This window comes from Nocardia sp. NPDC087230, assembly GCF_044744725.1.
Lineage (GTDB): Bacteria > Actinomycetota > Actinomycetes > Mycobacteriales > Mycobacteriaceae > Nocardia > Nocardia canadensis.
The window spans coordinates 74,224-93,333 of sequence record NZ_JBIUYV010000002.1 but is presented as its reverse complement, the minus strand read 5'-3'; the positions used below and the strand labels follow the sequence as shown (position 1 = coordinate 93,333).

General features: G+C 71.9%; 1 protein-coding gene. It reads left to right on the top strand.

Annotated features, from left to right (window positions below; all coding sequences use genetic code 11):
- The first annotated feature begins 180 nt into the window (after window positions 1–180).
- Window positions 181–19,107, top strand: coding sequence for a hypothetical protein (locus tag ACIO52_RS06720; RefSeq protein ID WP_402642271.1), 18,927 nt, complete (start codon window positions 181–183; stop codon window positions 19,105–19,107).
- The last annotated feature ends 3 nt before the right edge of the window (window positions 19,108–19,110 follow it).

The following is a 19,110-nucleotide window of genomic DNA, read 5'->3' as shown; positions in this document are numbered from 1 at the left end:
GCGGCGCCGGGGGCACGTTCCGGCCGCCTCTCGTTCATTCCGTCGTCACCGGTGATTCGCCGGTGCCTGCGACTCTGTTGCGCAGGCGAACGACTTGTGGTGTGCTCGACTCGGCACCACTGCGGAGGGATGAGGGGCGATGGCGACGTTCACGGACTCGAGCTGGTGACGTAGCCCTCCATGATCGATCTGCCGTCCGGGCTGCACTGGCTCTCGATCCTCGCTGGCATGGAATGGCCAGAAGGCAACGAAGACGAGATGTGGGCCATGGCCGAGGACTGGCGCACGGCCGCCGACAGTCTTCGTGGTCTCGTCGACGACATCGATGCCGCCAAAGACGCTGCGTTCAAGGCGTATCCGCAGGGTGAGGGCGTCGATGAGATGCTCAAGGCCTTCGAGGGAATGGCACGCGGCGACCAATCGGTGACCAAGCTCGCCGAATTGTTCGACATTCTCGGCGATTCGGTCTATCAGACCGGTACCGAGATCGAATACACGAAGATCATGTTCCTGTCGTCGCTCGGACTGCTGGCGCTGGAAATCGCTGCGGCGTGGATCTTTCCGCCGACCGCGCCCGCGGTGGAGGCGGCCGCGATCGCGGCGACCCGGGTCGTGGCGCGCACCATCTTCGGCCGGGTGCTGGCCGCGATCCTGCGCCACGGCGCGAAGGCCGTGATCACCCGGGTGCTGAAGTTCGCCGCCCAGCACGTGGCGATCGACACCGCGCTCGGCACCCTGCAGGAACTCGGTGTCCAGCAGTGGCAGGTGGATCAGGGCCACCGCAAGGAGATCGACTGGAACCAGGTGAAGGCCGCGGCGGTCAGCTCCGCCGCGGGTGGTCTGGCGGCCGGTCCGTTCGGCAACTTCCTCGGCAAGCGGCTCGGCGACGGAATGTCGCCGTGGCTCAAGGGCGCGATCACCGGCACCGGCGCCGGTCTGGTCGGCGCGGGCGGCGGCATGCTCGGCCAGTTCGCCTACGACGGCTTCACCCAGGGCTGGGACAAGGCCTGGGACAACCTCAAGACCGCGGCCGCCGATCCGCTCATGTGGAGCGCGGGCGCGACCAACGGCGGTATCTCCGGCCTGAACAAGGCAGGCGCCAACGCCGCGTGGTCCAAGATGAACCCCGGCCTGTTCGAGCGCCCGAGCTTCAGTTCCCGGATCCGCGAGGCCATGGGGCCCGGCTACGACCTCGGGACCTTCGGGCAGGACAGCAACACCGCCGGTGGTGACGGTTCGACCAACCGCCCCGGTGCAGACGGTGAGAATCGGGCGGGCGCCGACGACGGTGCGACCGGTGTGGGCGGCGACGACGGCGTGCGCGCCGGTGCGGGCGACGACACCATGGGCGACGAAGGCTCGGGTGAGGCGCGGGCAGGCGCGGGCGACGACAGCCAGTCCATGCGCCCCGCCGGCGGGACCACGCCGGAAGCCGAGGGTGACGGCCCGACGAATACCGGTGCGGGACAGGCGAATCAGGATTCCGGAGACGACGGGCAGACGGCGTCCGATGGCGGCGGTGCCGGGAGCGGACGCCAGGAGTCCAAGCCGGAGGTGCAGACCGGGGACACACAGGTCGGCGACGGTGGGCGTCAGGACGGTGGCAGTCAGGACAGCGGCGCCCGTGCCGAGGGTGAAGGCCCTGTGGCACAGTCCGATTCGGGGCCCGATACCTCGCGCGCCGGGGAAGCCGAGGCGGACGCCGGCGGTGTGGGCGTCAACGACGGGACCCGCACCGACGCGCAGTCCGGCGGTCAGCCGGTCACCCAGGCCAACGACACCCAGATGGCCAACCGGGACGCCACCGCCCAGGTCGGTGCGGCGCCGGCGACCGGGATGGTCGGTGCAGGCCCGGTGGCCACCGGCGGGCCGACCCCGGGGGCGACCGGCCAGGCGCCCGTCACGGGCCAAGCGGCGACCCCCGCTGCTGGTCAGCCTGCGGCCACCCCGGCGCAAACACCTTCCAGCCCAGCTCAATCCACACCGGGGCAGCAGGCGACGCCCGGTCAGCAGACCTCGCAGGGGCAGGGCGGACAGCCGTCGACCCGCCCCGGCGCGCCGGAGGTTCGGACCGGACTGCCCGACGGAACCCCGTCGACTCCGGAAAGTCGTTCCGCCACACCGGAAGTCCTCGGAGACGGCGGCACCGGCGAGTCGCGAGCCGACACCGACGGTGCGGGCGACACCCGCGCCGACGGCGAAAGCCGGGCGGGCGCCGCCGAACCGCGCGGCGGGGCCGGTCTCGCGGACACGCCGCTGCAGGGCCTGCACGCCGCGCCCGGTGAAGCGCCGCCGGTTCGATCGGACGCGGAGGTCACCGCCGACCCGGTCCGCGCCGGGGAATCCGAGGTACGGGCGGATCCGCTCGCCGATGTCGCGCCGGTCGTGCCGATTGTCGGCACCGACGCGGGAGCGAGCCCGGCCCGGCCGGGTCCGGACGCGGCCCGCCCCGGACGCGCGGGCTCCGACGACACCACCGCGCGCGATCGGGCCGACAGCGGCGACGACCGCAGGCAGCCGCAGCCGGACGACAACGACAGCGGACCCGTCTACGACGCCAGGCTGCCCAATGGGCAGGGCGTCGTCCACCACCCCGATGGGACCGCGATCGGCGAGGACGCGCGCACGCACCGCGTGAGCCACAACGTCCGCAACGACGGCGCCCACGACGTGGTGGTGCACGGACGCCGCGACGGCTCGGTCACCCCGAGCAACGGCGACGCGGTCCACCCGCAGGACATCGTCGACGCGATCCGCGCCAACCCGAACTACGTGCCGGGCACCCCCATTCGACTGCTCTCCTGCCACGCGGGCAACGGCAACGGCTGGGCCCAGTACATCGCCGACCAGCTCGGCGTCGATGTCACCGCGCCCACCGATCGGGTCGGTGTGCGGAACGAGCCCGACTCCGTTCCGGCGATCGATCGCGGCGGCAAGTGGCGCACCTTCAGCCCGGATTCGGCCACCGCGCCCGACGACATCTCCTCGCTGCGCCCGGATTCCGACCCGAGCGATCCGAGCGACCTCGACACGTTCGACGGTGACGGGCCACCGCTGGATCGCGACCTGGTCGACTTCATGAGCGACGATGACCCGTCGACCCGTCCCTCCGCCATGTCGTTCCTGACTCCCGACGTCGGGACCGTCAACGCGCCGTTCAGCCGGACACCCGGCGTGGACGCGCATCTGCTCGGTGTGCTGGACATGACCGACCCGGTGGTGCAGACCGCGGGCGATCCGCCCCGGATCACCCATGTCGATGGGGAACCGATCGACGAGTTCTCCCACCGGCTCAGCGCCGAGCGGGGCCAGGCGTTCGTCGACGCGTCCACGCCGGACGCGGGCCTGGTCGCCGACTACGAGCAGCACAAGGCCCAGCAGAAGGCACTGGAGACCGCGAAGTCCGAGAAGGGCCGGGCGGTGCGTGACGCCGCGATCGCACTCAGGGAGGCCCAGGCGGCGCACACCCGTGCCGTCGAGGACGCCACAGCGGCCCGAAACCGCGGCGCCGAGGACGCCGACGCGCTCGACCGCGCCGCCCGGGACGCCGCGGACGGGGTGCAGCGTGCGGCCGACGGTGTCGCGGACGCCAAGCGGGAGGCCGCGGCGGCCAAGGATGCCCTCGAGAACTTCCTCGCCGCCGACGCGGCCGAAGCCGAGGCGGGCAATTCGCCTGCCAAACGGCTGGAGAAGGCCGAAGCGGAGCGGCTGCCGGCGAAGCGGCGTGGCCACGTCACCTCGATCACCATCGACCGTCTCACCGGTCGCGTCTACGAGGCGGCCAACGGCACCTCCGACCAGCGCATCCACCCCTCCGACCTGCACCAGACGCTGCACGACAACGTCGCCAGGTACCAGGACCCCATCGACGCCTACACCAACGGACGCGACCCGGCCCACTTCCCACACGCGGACAACCCGCTCGGCCACGCCGAGGTGCGCGGCACCAACGCCGCCCTGCACGACCGGGAACTGCTCAACCGGGATCGCGGGCCGAACGACCAGCTGCCGACCGATTTCGACGGCCTGGCCTCCATCCTCAATTCGCCCTATGTCCCCAGTCGCGGCGTCGAAGCTCCCTGCTGTGCCAACTGCACCAGGGTCGTCCAGGGCACCGAGAGCACCGCGGGCCACATCATCGACGAAGGCAGACCCCGGGTCGACCCGCTGCGCCACGCCGACCTCGAGCAGGCCGCCCGCGACGGCAACCCCGCCGAACCGCGGCTGGTCTCCCCGGAATATCCCGACACCGATTTCATGGGCGACGACGATGCCGCGAGCCCGACTCCCGGCGCTGGTGACCCGGTGCCCCCCGGGATGGTCCGCGGGGATGACGGGCTGCTGCACCGGCCGGGGGACCGGACGGACAGCTACCGCGAACCGGACGGCACCTGGCACCACGTCGATGATCCAGCAGATACCTTCCGGGACAAGCGCTTCCGGCTACAGAACGACACCGGTGGCTTCTACCGAGGCGACGACGACCCGCTCGCCGGAGCCGACTACGAGTACAAGGTGCAGAAGGGCGACACCGATTCGCACACCATGCAGGATCCCGGCCGCGCCGACGAGCTGAAGGAGGCCTCGGACAAGCGGCTCGAGCTGCAGACGCGGCGCGACAAGCAGCGGGTGAAGCTCGACCGTCTCATGGCCGAATTCGGCGTCACCGCCCGTAACGATCTGGCGCCGGACAAGGTGGCGAGCAAGATCGCCGAGCTGTCCGACGCGGTCGACAACGATGCGACGCTGTCCCAGGCCGAGAAGGAGGCCAAGGCGGCGAAGCTGATGGCCCTGGAGTCGACGGCGAACAAGTACTTCACGATGGGCGTGAAGATGGTCGCCCTGTCCAAGCTGCTCGGCGAGACCGCCGGACTCGACTACGCGCTGAGCAGGCCGGGCGCGATCCTGCTCACTCCGTTCGTCGGCGCCTTCGACGGGGCAGGCGTCGTCGACATCGCCTCGATCGTGCCGCCGACCCGTCCCGGTGATCCGCCAACTCTGCTCGTGGTGGAGGCCAAGGGTGTCGGCGCCACCCTCGGTGGCTCGAAACTAGCTCGGGCGGAACAGGGTTCGCCGGAGTACCTGCGGCGAACGCTCGAGATGGATCAGAATCTGCAGCGGATTCTCAACGAGACGCCCGAACAGATGCGCGCGCGGGGGATCGACCCCGACACCGCCGAGGGCCGGGCATTCCGCCGAGCCGTGGCGGAGCTGCTCGCGGCCCGCGAGAACGGCACCCTGAAGGTCGAGTACAAACTGGTGCACGCCTCGGCGAAGGGCGAGGTGAGCGTCACCGACCTACGGCTCGTCCGGGACGGCACCGATGTGCTGGCTGACGTGCCCTTGCCCGTCGACCCGGATACCCTCGACCGCCTGGCCGACGACGACTCGATCGACTACATGGGCGACGAGAACGGCGAGACACGCAACCACAGACCCGATTTCGCCGAACCCGAACCGCCGCGGCGGGAGGTGCGCGTCGAGCTCGGGGACAACGGGGAAGTCGTCGCGCTGCACGTCCAGCTGGACGACGGGCAGTGGGTGGTCGCGCGCACCGACGGCGACGAGAGTACGCAGCACCCACCGGCGCGACGCGACGACATTCCGGCCGTGGATACCCGGAATACGCTGCGGCGCTTGGTCGATCAGCTCAATGCCGGGTACGACGGGCTGAATCTGAAGTACCCGTCGGGGTCGGGGCTCGACGGCCGGGGCCAGACCGCGGTTCGAGACGGTGTGGCCGGTGGCGTACACATGGTGACCGATCCGCCCGCGCCGACCCCGGCCCCCGCGCCGCCGCCGGTCGACGGTCCGGTGGTCAGCGCGCCGCCGCCGGGAGCGGGTGATCCGGCGCTGAATGTGGCGCGGATCGGCCGGGAGGGGCTCACCTGGTACCACAACCGCGAGCACATCCCGATCTTCGGTCCGGTGCTGGGCAGGCAGGCGGATGTGGCGGGCGACTACCGGCCCGTGTACTTCCCCGACGGCACCGAGTACCGGCCGTGGATCAGCGACGCCGACCCCGACGCCGTGCGCGAGACCGTCGTCAGCGAGCTGCGCGCGAACCGGATGGAGCCCGACGAGGTCCGCGATGTCCTGAAGGAACTCTTCGATGCCGCGCGGGACCCGCGGCTGCGCCAGGACCTGATCGACGATCTGGAGTTCAACGGCCTCATCGATGCCGACGAAGCTCGTGTCATGGAGGAGACGCCGCCGAACCCGCCCGATCCGGCGCCGGAACAGCAGGGCCCGCCGCCCGAGGGCGAGACGCTCGCGGAGATGGCCGCGCGGCTCGGCATCGAACTCGATGGCGAGGGGCCGGAGGATGTGCGCCGGGCGATCGACCGGCAGAGCCATCGGCTGCTGCGCGAGATCGGTGCGATCGAGGGACTGGCCGACGCGGCCCGGCGGGCCGACGAGGAGCAGAGCCGCCCGTATCGGCGGGCCGATCATCCCGCCGACCCGGCGCCCGCGCCCGACGGCCGTTCGGTCTCCGGTCCGGATCGACTGCGCGAGGTGGAATCGGACGGATCCCGCGACGACACCGCGGACTACGACGACACCGCCGACTTCGACGCCGCGCCGGCACCGGAGCGCAACCACTGGGGCGACACCAGCGCCCCGCGTCCGGTCCCGTTCTCCCGGGAGGTCAGCTTCCTCGACAAGGATCCGCTCGGCCGGTTCTTGCGCGACCTGATCGTCGCCTTCGAAGGTGTCACCGCGCTGCGTGACTACGACCGGGTCGGCAACGGCGCGGACAGGCTGCCCGAATGGGCCAGCTTCTCCGACGACCGGGAGCCGGGCCGCGACGAGGCGCGGGCTCGCGAGTTCTTCGAGCACGCGCTGCGCCGCGACCAGCTGCGCGACGAATTGTCCAGCTGGGCAGCGATGTTCGGCCGCGACCTGAGCGAGCTGTCCGGCGACCGGATGGATTCGACGCTCAACGAGCTGCGCGACTCCGCGCGTGAACGGGCGCGCAACCTCGCGGACTTCATCGCCGCCGCACAGCCGATCCTGCAGGGTGACGGCGCGGAACCGGTCGGCAGGTCGTACGGCGACCAGGTCGCCCGGGTGCCCGACGCCGACGGTGGACCCGACCGGCTGCTCGTGGTCGACGGTGCGCTCGACCGCGAGGAGGCGCTGGCCCGAGCACTGCGGGACAACCCGGAGCTGGCCGCCGACATCGACAACGGGCGGCTGAAGCCGGACTTCCGGGCGGTGCACGCCGACGGGGCGGGCAGGCAGATCCTCGACCCGGTGGCCACCCCCGAGGTGCAGCACATCCGGCGCACCGTGGACGGCGCCGAACTGCAGGTGACGATGATGCGCGGGGAGGACGGGCAGTGGCGGCCGGTGCAGCCCGCGCCCGAACCGCCGCCCGCCCCGCAAGACCGCGCGGACATGGTGCGCGAGATCGTCGACCTGGCCAGGCAACTGAACCTCGGCCCGGCCGCGCTGCACCCGGACAACATCGACGCCACCATCCGCGCGTTGCATCTGGACAACGCCGTGCGGGCCGGGCAAACCGAGGCGCTGGCCGACTACGCCCGCACGATGGCCGATATCGAGACGTTCCACCTGATCGGTGACGCGCGCGGCCAGCTGGCCACCCGACTCGGGATCCCGGAGGGCGAGCTCACGCCGCGCCGGATCGCCGAAGCGCTGACCAATCCGAAGCAGCGCCGCGGTCTCCGCCAGCAGCGGTTCGAGGACCTGCTCGACGGGCAGCAGCGCGACCCGAGCAAGACCGCCGGCTACTCCCAGCAGCTGCGCAATGTCGACGCGGCCGCGGTGAAGGCGGCGCAGGACGCGCTGATCCGGGCGCTGAGCCCGGACAACCCGGACCGGTTGCGGCCGGTTGTCGCCACGATCGACCGCTTCGGCAGGCCGACGTACGGGCCCGCCGACAGCGGGATCGATCCGGCCAAGCTCCGCAAGCTCGTCACGCGACTGAACCGGCTGGGGGCGGGTGACTTCGCGCGGGACGCGCTCGCCGCGTACGCCGACGCGCTGCTGCGAGTCGATCCGTACACCGACCATCCGGCGGGCACCCTGGCCCGCGATCCGCGCACCACCGGTGACCCGCACATCTACGATCTCGACGCGATCCATGGCCTGCGCGCGGCCGCCGACGCTGCCGAACCCGGCGGTGGCCCGGTCGATTTCGCCGCACAGGTCGCCGACAATGTCGCGCGCTCCTATGGCGCCGACGAGCCGGTCGGCCCGAACGATCCACGCCCGCAGCCGAATCGGGATTGGGCCCGCTTGGTCGGCGTGGATGTGTCCACTGCCGACGACGCGAAGTTCGTCGAGATCTACGAGGCCTATCGCGACGGCAAGATCGAGAAGCACGAGGGTCTCAGCCCGGAGAAGCTGGCTGCCGAGATCGCCGCTATCCGCGAGGAGATCCGCCTCCGGACCGAGCAGCTCGAGCGGCTGAAGGCCCTGACCGACGAGTTCTACCGGCCGGTCGCCGATCTGCCGGCCGCCGATTCCACCTCGGCCAGGCCGCACGGCGGCGCCGACCCCGACGCGCTGCCGGGTCGGCCGCGTGAGCTGCCCACCGGCCAACCGCCCGCGGATGGTTCGCGGCCGCCTGGGCGGCAACCGGATTCGAGCACCGATCCCGAGGCCGGATTGCCGCCGGAGCGCGGCACCGACCTCGACGACCGGGCCGACGCGAAGCTCGACCAGACCCTGCGCAAGCTCGACGAGGTCGCCGACGAACTGGCCGAACCGATCGCCTCGCTGGACGATCTGGTCGGGCCCGGCCGACCCGTCGACCCGCTGGCACGCATCGACGAGGCCGTCGAGCGTCAGAACCGGCTCGCCGACCAGGCCGATCAGCGTCGGGCCGACCAGGCCGACGCCGCGCTGGACGACTCGCTGCGCGAGCTCGACGCCGTCGACGCCGACCTGGCCGCGCTGCAGTCGTATTTGCGCGCCCAGCGGGAGTTCGATGCCGCGCAGGCCGAGATCGCGGCCCGGTTCGAGGAACTGGCGGCGCAGGACGCCCAGGTCGCCGCGCGGCGTGGCGCCGACACCGACCCCGACTTCGCGGTGCGTGCCGCCGATCTGGCCGCGCTGGAGTCCTACCTCGCGGCCCAGCAGAAGTTCGACGCGTTGCGTGCCGAACTCGCCGAGGCGGCGCAGGTCCGGCCGGAGGACCTCGACGCCGAAGTCCTGGCCGATCGGCAGGCGCTGGAGTCGTATCTGCGGGCGCAGCAGGAATTCGACGCCGCCCGTGCGGAAATGGCGGCCAGGTTCGCGGCCGCGGTGGAGCGGCAGGGTGCGCCGGAGCCGGTCGGGGACGGATCGGTCGGCGACGACGGCGCGCGCCGGGGGACTTCCGACGACGACACCGGCTCGCGTGACGACGACGGTGACGGCGATCCGCCCGCACCGCCGACCGCGCCCGCCGGTCCGCCGTCCAAACCGCCGTCGCGTCCGCCGACGGCCCCGAGCCCGGAACCCGAGGAGCCGTCGCGTCCGCCGATGGCACCGGAAACCCCAGAGCCGTCGAGGAGTTCGTCGCGATTCGACTTCGGCGTCCCGAAACCGCCGGCCGAACTGGCCGTGCCCGGCGAGTCCGCGCCCGTCCGGGCCGACGCCGACCCGGCCGCTCCCGGCGACCAGGCGAACCGCGTCCAGCAGCGCAGCGACTTCCTCGACGATGTGCATCAGTTCCTGCAGGAGCTGAGCGATCTGCCGCCGTCGGCGCACGCGGACGCGCCGCCGCTGACTGCGGAGCGGGTCGAGCAGGTGCGTCGGCTCGCCGAGGCGCTCGGCCTGGGTGAGGCGCTGACCGGTCAGCGTGATCCGCTCGGGGCGTTGGCCGAGATCGCCGATATGGCCAGGGCGCGTGGATTCCTCGACAGTGCGTTGGATCCCGATGCCGAACTCGGGCGTCCCATGCGCTACCCCGACGACTACGAGCCGCTCGACACCGACGAGCTCCAGGACGGTGTCGACCAGTGGCGGGTCGAGGGCGATCCCGCCGACCGCACCGCGATCGCGGACGACCTGCGCCGGGCCGGGCTGGCCGACGACTCCCGGCCCTCGCTGGGCACCGAGCCGGAGCCGGACGCGCCGGCGCAACCGCTGCGGCCGTCCGCGATCCTGCCGCCCGAGGACGGCGCGCAACGACCCGGTGGCCCCCGGCTCGAGCCCGCCCAGCAGGCGTTGGACCGGCTGGCGGCCAGGTTCGGGGTCGACCCCACCGATTCCGGTTCCCTCGACGCCGCGCGGTACCGGCAGCTGCTGCGCGCGGGCGCGGTCGAGGCGTTCGCCTCGGCGGTGCGCCACGCCGAAGCGGCGACCGATCCGCAGCAGCGGGCACAGCGGGAGGCCGTCGCCCGACGCTGGGCCGCCCGTCTCGGGCTGCCCGCCGATCCGGGGTTCGCCCGGGCAGCCGACGACATCAACCGGCTGCGCGCCGGGGTGACCCGCGATGCGGGCGATCTCGCCCATCTGGACCACCTGTTGCAGGCCGAACTCGGCGACCGGGTGCTCTCGCTCGACATCGACGGCGAGAAGACACTGGTGCGGCTCGTGGTCGACGGACCGGACAGCTGGCATCTGGAACCCATCGCGCATCCCGAGCCCGCACCGCGCACCCGGACCACCGAGCAGGCGGTCGAGGTGCCGCCGAAGAAGAACTGGCTGCGCAAGCTGTGGGATCGGCTGGTCAATCGTGGCTACTACGGCGAGAATCCGAAGTACCCGTCCGGCTCCAGCCAGGACAGCGCGGGCCAGTCGCTGCTGGGCCACGATGCCGGCCTGCCGCTGACCACGGTGAAGGACGCGACGCCGGACGCGCCCGGTGGCGAGTACGACCAGCTCCAGATCAAATTCAACCCCGTACGCATTCTCAAAGAGGGCGTGTACATGTGGCAGAACCGTGAGCTGGTGCCGATTCTCAAGCACCTGTCCTCGCGGATCGCCGACCAGGCGGGCGAGTTCCTGCCGTTGCGCAATCTCGACGGCACCGAGTACAAGCCGTGGATCTCCGACGCCGATCCGGAGCTGCGCCGTCAGATCGAACAGGATCTGCGCGATGCCGGGCTCGAGCATCTGCTGGAACCGGAAAGCCTGACGCCCGCCGAACTGGCCGCGCGGGAGACCAAGGCGCTGCCGGAATCCGATGAGCCGGTCCAGATCTCGCGGGACGGCGAGGAAGTGCCCGCGGTCGCCGAGCCGCTGCCGCCGTGGTTGCGCGAGGTGGTCGACGCCGTCAACGGCCGTATCTCCGACGCGACCGTCCTGGAGGCACTGGCGCACGAACTCGGTGTGCGGATCACCGATTTCAGCGAGGAAGGTCTGCGCAAGGCGCTCGCCGAGGCCGAGTACCGGCTGTTGCGCCGCGACGGTGTGATCCAGGCGCTGGAAGCGGCCGCCCGGTTCTTCAACCAGGAGAACACGGATATTCCGTTCCGGCCCGCCAACTTCCACAGCAAGGACCCGCTGGGCGCCTATCTGAAGGAAGTCGTCGCGGCCAGGGGCGACCAGTTCGATTTCACCATGCTGAACTGGCGCGGGGTGAACAACGGCGGCGAGTGGGTCAACCCGTGGGGTGACCTCAGCGACGACGGCGACGGACCGACCGTCCACGCCGAGGACGCGCGCAAGATCTTCGACGACGCGCTGCGCAGGGCCGGGTTGCGAGACGAGCGGTCGACATGGGCGCATCTGGCCGGTGCCGATCTGGACGCGCTGGTGCGCGACCTCGACGGCGAGATCGCGAAGCTGCGCGGGCACCTCGACGACAACATCGCAAGGCTGGGTGAATTCACCCGGCGGGTAGCCGATTTCACCGCCGCGGACGCCGGCGACCGACTGGTCGTCGACGCCGAGAACGGCAAGATCGCCATCGTCGATACCGGCGCCGGGCACGAGGCGGCGCTGGCCCGGGCCTTGGCCGAGGCCGACGGGGACTTCATCGACCGGCTCAACCGCGGCGAGGTCGAGATCGAGATCCGCGCGGTCGGGATCGACGAGCACGGCCGCGTGCACCTGCTCGAGATCGACGCACCCGAAGTGCGGCACCTGCGCACCGAGGTGGACGGGCACACCGTCGACGCGACCATGCTGCGCGACGGGGCCGGCCCGTGGCGGATGGTCGATGCCGCGCCACGCGGTGTCGAGGCCGAAGCGAACCTGGCGGTCGTGCCGGAGGAACCGAATCAGCCGGTCCGGGAACCGCGTTCGCAGGCCGAGGTGCGAGCCGACATCGCCGAGGTCGCCGGACGGCTCGGGATCGACGACCCTTCGAACTTGCCGGGGGAGCGGCTGAACAGCCTGCTCGCCGAGCTGGACCGGGCCAATCAGGTGCGGGCCAGGCAGGTGGAGGGCCTGGTCGACTACGCGCGCAGCGCCGACGCGATCGACAACTTCAACGCTCTGCACAACGCGCGTAGCGCGCTCGCACTGCGCTTCGGCGTGCCCCCCGAGGCGCTCACGCCGGAGGTGATCGCCGACGGGCTCGCCGATCCCGGCACCCGGGTGGAACTGCACCGCCAGCGCGCCAAGGACCTCACCGAGTACGCGAAACTGCTGCGCGCGTTCGACCCGGCCGCGGTCGATGCCGCGCGGGACGCGCTCGCTCCGCATCTCGGGCTGGCGCGCGGTGGTCTGCCGTTGGACGCGGCCGCGCTCGCCGAGGCGCTGTCCAACCGCGCCGCGCGCGGCGACCTCGACGATCTGACCGGCCCGCTCGCCGACTACGTGCGCGCGCTGGCGAAGATCGATCCGTACGCCGACGACCTGGTCTACAACCCGGAGACCGATCCGCGTGCCGTCGGCGACGATCCGCCGGTGCACGACCGCGACGCCCTGGACTTCCTGCGGGAAGTCGGCGCCGATGTTCTCACCGACCGGTCGCCGCTGCCGCCCGCCCCCGAGGACGCGGTTCCCGGTCCCAGCCGCGATCACGCCCGGCTGCTCGGTGTCGATCTGACCGGCGCCGACGACGACCGTGTGGCGCAGGTCTACGAGTGGTTCCGCGACGGTCGCATCGACAAGCACGAACGGCTCACCCTCGAACAGCTCGCGCAGGTACACGCGGAGATCCGCGACGAGATCCGGCAGCGGGCGGCCGATATCACCCGGTTGCGGGAGCTGCTCACCGAGCCGTTCGTCACCGATCCCGAGCTCGGTGGCGCGGACAAGCGCGCGCTGGACGGGCCCTCCGAGGCGCGCCCGGCGGGGCCACCGACGCCCGGCCTGCCTGCTCCCGCCACCCCGGCCGTGCCCGGATCGTCCGTGCGACCAGGACTGCCCACAGGCTCGGAAGCCGACGGTCACAGTGGCATTCCGCCTGCGGACGACGGTGGCCGGGATTCGCGGGGTGACGACGATCCGGGCGAGCCGCCCGCGCCGCGGCCCGCGCCCGGCGGCCCGCCGTCGAAGCCGCCCGCGCATCCGCCGACCGCGCCGAGCCCGGAACCCGAGGAGCCGGCGAAGAATTCGTCGCCGTTCGACCGGGGCATCCCGACCGCACCCGCGGAACTCGCGGTGCCCGATGCCGCCGGGCTGGATCAGCCGGGTGCCGAAGCACCGGCCGATCCGTCGAGCCGTGCCGAGCAGCGCGACGTCCGGATCGACGATGTGCGCCAGTTCCTGCGCGACCTCGGTGATCTGCCGCCGTCGACCCACGCGGACGCGCCGCCGCTGACTCCGGAGCGGGTCGAGCAGGTGCGTCGGCTTGCCGAGGCGCTCGGCCTGGGTGAGGCGCTGACCGGTCAGCGTGATCCGCTCGGGGCGTTGGCCGAGATCGCCGATATGGCCAGGGCGCGTGGATTCCTCGACAGTGCGTTGGATCCCGATGCCGAGCTCGGTGCGCCGATGCGCTACCCGGACGACTACGCGCCACTGAACCTGGATCAGCTCCAGGACGGTGTCGACCAGTGGCGGGTCGAGGGCGATCCCGAGGTCCGCGCCGAGGTCGCCGACGACCTGCGCCGGGCCGGGCTCGACGATGGCTCCCGGCCGTCGCTCGGTACCGAGCCGGAACCGAACCCGCAGGCTCAGCCGCTGCATCCCACCGCGATCCTGCCGCCCGCCGACGGCACCCAGCAGCCGGGCGGACCCCGGATGGAGCCCGCGCAGCAGGCACTGGACCGGCTGGCCGCGAGGTTCGGGGTCGACCTCACCGACCCCGGTTCGCTCGACGGGGCTCGATATCGGCAGCTGCTGCGCGCGGGCGCGGTCGAGGCGTTCGCCTCGGCGGTGCGCCACGCCGAGACGGCGACCGATCCGCAGCAGCGGGCACAGCGGGAGGCCGTCGCGCGTCGCTGGGCGGCCCGGCTCGGGCTGGCGGCCGATCCCGGTCTCGTGCGCGCCGCCGACGACATCACCCGATTGCGCGCCGGCGTCACCCGGGACGCCGCCGATCTCGCGCATCTGGATCGGCTGGCGCGTACCACACTCGACGACCGGATGCTGTCCGTCGATGTCGACGGCGACCAGACACTGGTCCGGCGGGTCGAGGACGGACCGGACGCCTGGCGCCTCGAACCCGTCGCGCGGCCTGAGCCGACGCCGCGGGTGCGGCCCGCCGAGACAGCTGTCGAGACACCCAAGAAGCGCTGGCTGCGCAGGCTGTGGGACAGGATCGTCAACCGTGGGTTCTACGGCGAGAACCCGAAGTACCCGTCCGGGTCGACCCAGGACAGCGCCGCCCTCTCGATGCTGGGCCACAGTGCCGGGCTGCCGCTGACCACGGTGAAGGACGCGACCCCGGACGCGCCTGGCGGCGAATACGACCAGCTCCAGCTCAAGTTCAATCCGGTGCGCATCCTCAAAGAGAGCATCGAGATGTGGCGCAAGCGCGAGCTGGTGCCGATCCTCAAGCATCTGTCCGCGCGCATCGCGAACCAGGCGGGTGAATTCCTGCCGTTGCGCAATCTCGACGGCACCGAGTACAAGCCGTGGATCTCCGACGCCGATCCGGAGCTGCGCCGTCGGATCGAACAGGATCTGCGCGATGCCGGGCTCGAGCATCTGCTGGAACCGGAAAGCCTGACACCGGCGGAACAGGCCGCCCGGGAAGCGCCGGAGCGCACCGAAACCGCTGAGCCGCGGCAGTCGACGGGCGAACCCGAGCAGTCGCCCGCGGTCGCCGAGCCGTTGCCGCCGTGGTTGCGGGACGTGGTCGACGCGGTCGACCAGCGCATCGCCGACGCCACCGTGCTCGATGCGCTCGCCCGCGAACTCGGCGTGCGGATCACCGATTTCAGCGAGGAAGGTCTGCGTAAGGCGCTCGCCGAGGCCGAGTACCGGTTGTTGCGTCGCGACGGTGTGATCCAGGCGCTGGAGGCCGCCGCGCGGTTGTTCAACCAGGAGCACGCCGACATCCCGTTCCGGCCCGCCAACTTCTTCAGCAAGGACCCGCTGGGCGCCTATCTGAAGGAAGTCGTGGCGGCCAGGGGTGACCGCTTCGGCTTCGACATGCTGAACTGGCGCGGGGTGAACAACGGCGGCGAATGGGTCGACATCTGGCCCGATCTGAGCGACGACGGTGGTTCGGGGACCGTGCACGCCGAGGACGCGCGCAAGATCTTCGACGACGCGCTGCGCCGTGCGGGCCTGCGGGACGAGCGGTCGACGTGGGCCCATCTGGCGGGCGCCGACCTGGAAGCGCTGGTCCGCAACCTCGACGCCGAGGTCGCCAGGCTGCGTGGGCAACTCGACGACAATGTCGGTGTACTGGGCGAATTCACCCAGCGGGTGGCCGATTTCGCTGCCGGGGATACCGGTGACCGGTTGGTCGTCGATGCCGAGAACGGCACGATCGCGATCGTCGATACCGGCGCCGGACACGAACGTGCGCTGGCTCGGGCCTTGGCCGAGGCCGACGGGGATCTCCTCGATCGGCTCAATCGCGGCGAGGTCGAGATCCAGGTCAGGATCGTCGGGGTCGACGACCAGGGGCGCGTGCGCGTCCTGGAGGTCGACGCGCCGGAGGTCCGGCACCTGCGGGGCGAAGTCGACGGCCGCACCGTCGACGCGACCATGGTGCGGGACGGGTCGGGTCCGTGGCGGATGATCGAGACACCGCCGCGGCACACCGCGCCGGAGACGAACCTGCCGGTCGTCGCCGATGAGGTGAATCAGCCGGTCCGGGAACCACGTTCGCTGGCCCAGGTGCGCGCGGAGCTCGCCGAGGTGGCGGGCAGGCTGGGCATCGACGATCCCTCGAACCTGTCGCGTGAGCGACTGACCGATCTGCTCACCGAGCTGGAACGGGCCAATCAGGTGCGGGCCAGGCAGCTCGAGGCGGCCGTCGACTACGCGATCAGCGTCGACGCGGTCGACAACTTCAACGCGCTGCACAACGCGCGCAGCGCACTGGCACTGCGGTTCGGCGTCGACGCGGGCGATCTCGGACCGGAACTGGTCGCCCAACGGCTCGCCGATCCCGGCACCCGGGTGGAACTGCACCGCCAGCGCGCCAAGGACCTCACCGAGTACGCGAAACTGCTGCGCGCGTTCGACCCGGCCGCGATCGACGCCGCGCGGGACGCGCTCGCTCCGCATCTCGGGTTGCCGCGCGGTGGTCTGCCGCTGGACGCCGCCGCGTTGGCCGAGGCAGTGTCGAACCGCGCGGCGCGGGGTGCGACGGACGATCTCACCGGTCCGCTCGCCGACTACGTCCGGGCGCTGGCGAAGATCGATCCGTACGCCGACGACCTGGTCTACAACCCGGAGACCGATCCGCGTGCCGTCGGCGACGATCCGCCGGTGCACGAGCGCGACGCCCTGGACTTCTTGCGGGAGGTGGGCGCCGCCGATCTCGGCAACCGGTCGCCACTGCCACCCGTGCCCGGCGACGCCGTCCCCGGCCCGAGCCGCGACCACGCCCGCCTGCTCGGCGCCGACCTCACCGACGCCGACGACGCGAAGGTGGCGAAGGTCTACGAGTGGTTCCGGGACGGTCGCATCGACAAGCACGAGCGACTGACCCTGGACAAGCTCGCCGAGGTGCACGAGCAGATCCGCGACGAGATCCGCAGGGCCGCAGCCGATATCGCCCGGTTGCGGGAGCTGCTCACCGAACCGTTCGTCACCGACCCCGAGCTCGGCGGGGCGGACCGGCCCGGGCCGCCCGCGCCCGCCGAGGACGCCGCCGGGCCGACTCCCGCTGGATCGCCTGCGCCCGGCCTCACCGCCTCTGGTCCGGCCGTCAACGGCGCGCCGGTGCGTCCAGGACTGTCCGCGGGCCGGGAGAGCGGGCCGCCCGCGGAGAACGCCGATGCCGGGCTGCCGAGCGACGCCGACCCGCGCGAGCCCCGTCGGTCCACCGATCCGGATGATCTCGTGGCCGAGAATGATCCGGCCCGGCCGCCGGTGTCGCGGCCGGTGACCGATCCGGGTGATCCGGGCATCGCGACGGATCACCCTGCGGCTGAGGGTGTTCGCCGTCCGGTGGGCGCTGATTCCGATGAGCCCGGTGCGGATGCCGATCGCGGCGCCGCCGTGCCGGAGCCTGGTGACGGTTCGCGCCGTCGGTCGCCCATCGATCCGGAAGGTGTCGTGGGCGAGGCTGATACCTCTCGGCCGCCGGTGTCGCGGCCGGTGACCGATCCGGGTGATCCTGGCCTTCCGGCTGATCATCAGGCGAGTCAGGGTGTTCGTCGGCCTGCGGTCGGTGAGGCGGACGAATCCGCGGTGGACGCAGGCCGTGGGCCTTCCGCGCCCGGTGACGGTTCGCGTCCTCGGCCGGTGGGCGGTGATCCGGACGCCGATGGTGGCGGTCGGAACAGGTCCGATGATCCGGATGCCGATCGGGACGGTGGGCAGGAGCCGGACAAGGGTTTCGATCCGGGTGGGCAGGCGCCGCCGCGCACTCCGGACGGGGATCGACCGGGGATGGGGCGGCAGCTGCCGGGGTCGGCCTATCGGTCGCACATTCCGCATCCGCCGCACGAGTACGAGGTAGAGCTCGAGGTGCCGCGGTTCGACGCAGTCGCCTGGCCGGTACCCCCACTGGCATCGACACCGGAGCCGCCACGTACGCCGGAGCCGCCACGTACGCCGGAGCCGCCGCGTTCGCCGGAGCCGCCGAGTCCACCGGTGCCGCCGAGTCCACCGGGTCAGGTGGATCCGCCGTGCCCGCCGGAGATTCCCGCGCCGCCGTGCCCGCCGGTGCCGCCGCAGCAGCAGGTGCCGGCTCCGCACGAACCGACGGTCCCGTCCTTCCCGATTCCGCCGACCCCGCCGGTCGGTGGTCCCACCATGCCACCGTTGCCGCCGTGGGGTACCCAACCGCCGGGGCCGGTTCAGCCGTACCCGCCTGGGAGCGGTGAGCCGTATCCGCCGGGTAGTGGTCCGTCGTATCCGCCGGGTGGCAGTCCGTCGTATCCGCCGGGTGGCGGTCCGTCGTATCCGCCGGGTGGCGGTCCGTCGTATCCGCCCGGTGGCGGTCAGCCGTATCCGCCCGGTGGCGGTCCGTCGTACCCGCCCGGTGGCGGTCAGCCATACCCGCCCGGTGGCGGTCCGTCGTATCCGCCGGGCAATGGGCAGCTGTATCCGCCGGGCAATGACCAGCCGTCCGCACCGGGAAATGGTCGCGGCAACGGGCAATCCGGTGGGCAGCAGCCGGGCTCCGGCTATCCCTCGGGTGGTGCTCCCGGGTATCCGCCGCCGGCGATGCCGCCGAGCGCAGGGCAGAGCGGTCAGCGCAGGCCGTATCGGCCGGAGTACCAGGCTCCGGTCGAACGGGTCAGGCTGGTCGTGCGCCCGTACGCCAGCGGTGTGCTCGCCGAGTTCGATCCGCAGTCGGGGGCGTTGCGGCCCGCCGCGCCGGGGCAGATCGGCGCGGACGGCCTGTACGCCGACCTCGGTGGGGTGACGGTGATCTTCTACCGGCTCGCCGACCGGCTGATGGTGCAGGTCGGCACCCAGGCGATCGATCTCAGCGGCGCCGCGCAGGTGGGCTGGGAACGGTCGGCGCAGCGGATGACGCGATTCACCGTCGCGGTGGGTGGCAGGCCGATGGGTGAGCTGATCTACCGGGCACTCCCACCGGAACTGGACCTCGGACTGCTGATCCGTAACGTAGTTGCCGATCCCGCCAGCCGGATGACAATGTTCAGCGACAGAGCCTGACCG

Bases quoted from the DNA above. Each gene is read 5' to 3' on its own strand.
- ACIO52_RS06720 (WP_402642271.1), top strand. From the start codon at position 181: ATGATCGATCTGCCGTCCGGGCTGCACTGGCTCTCGATCCTCGCTGGC.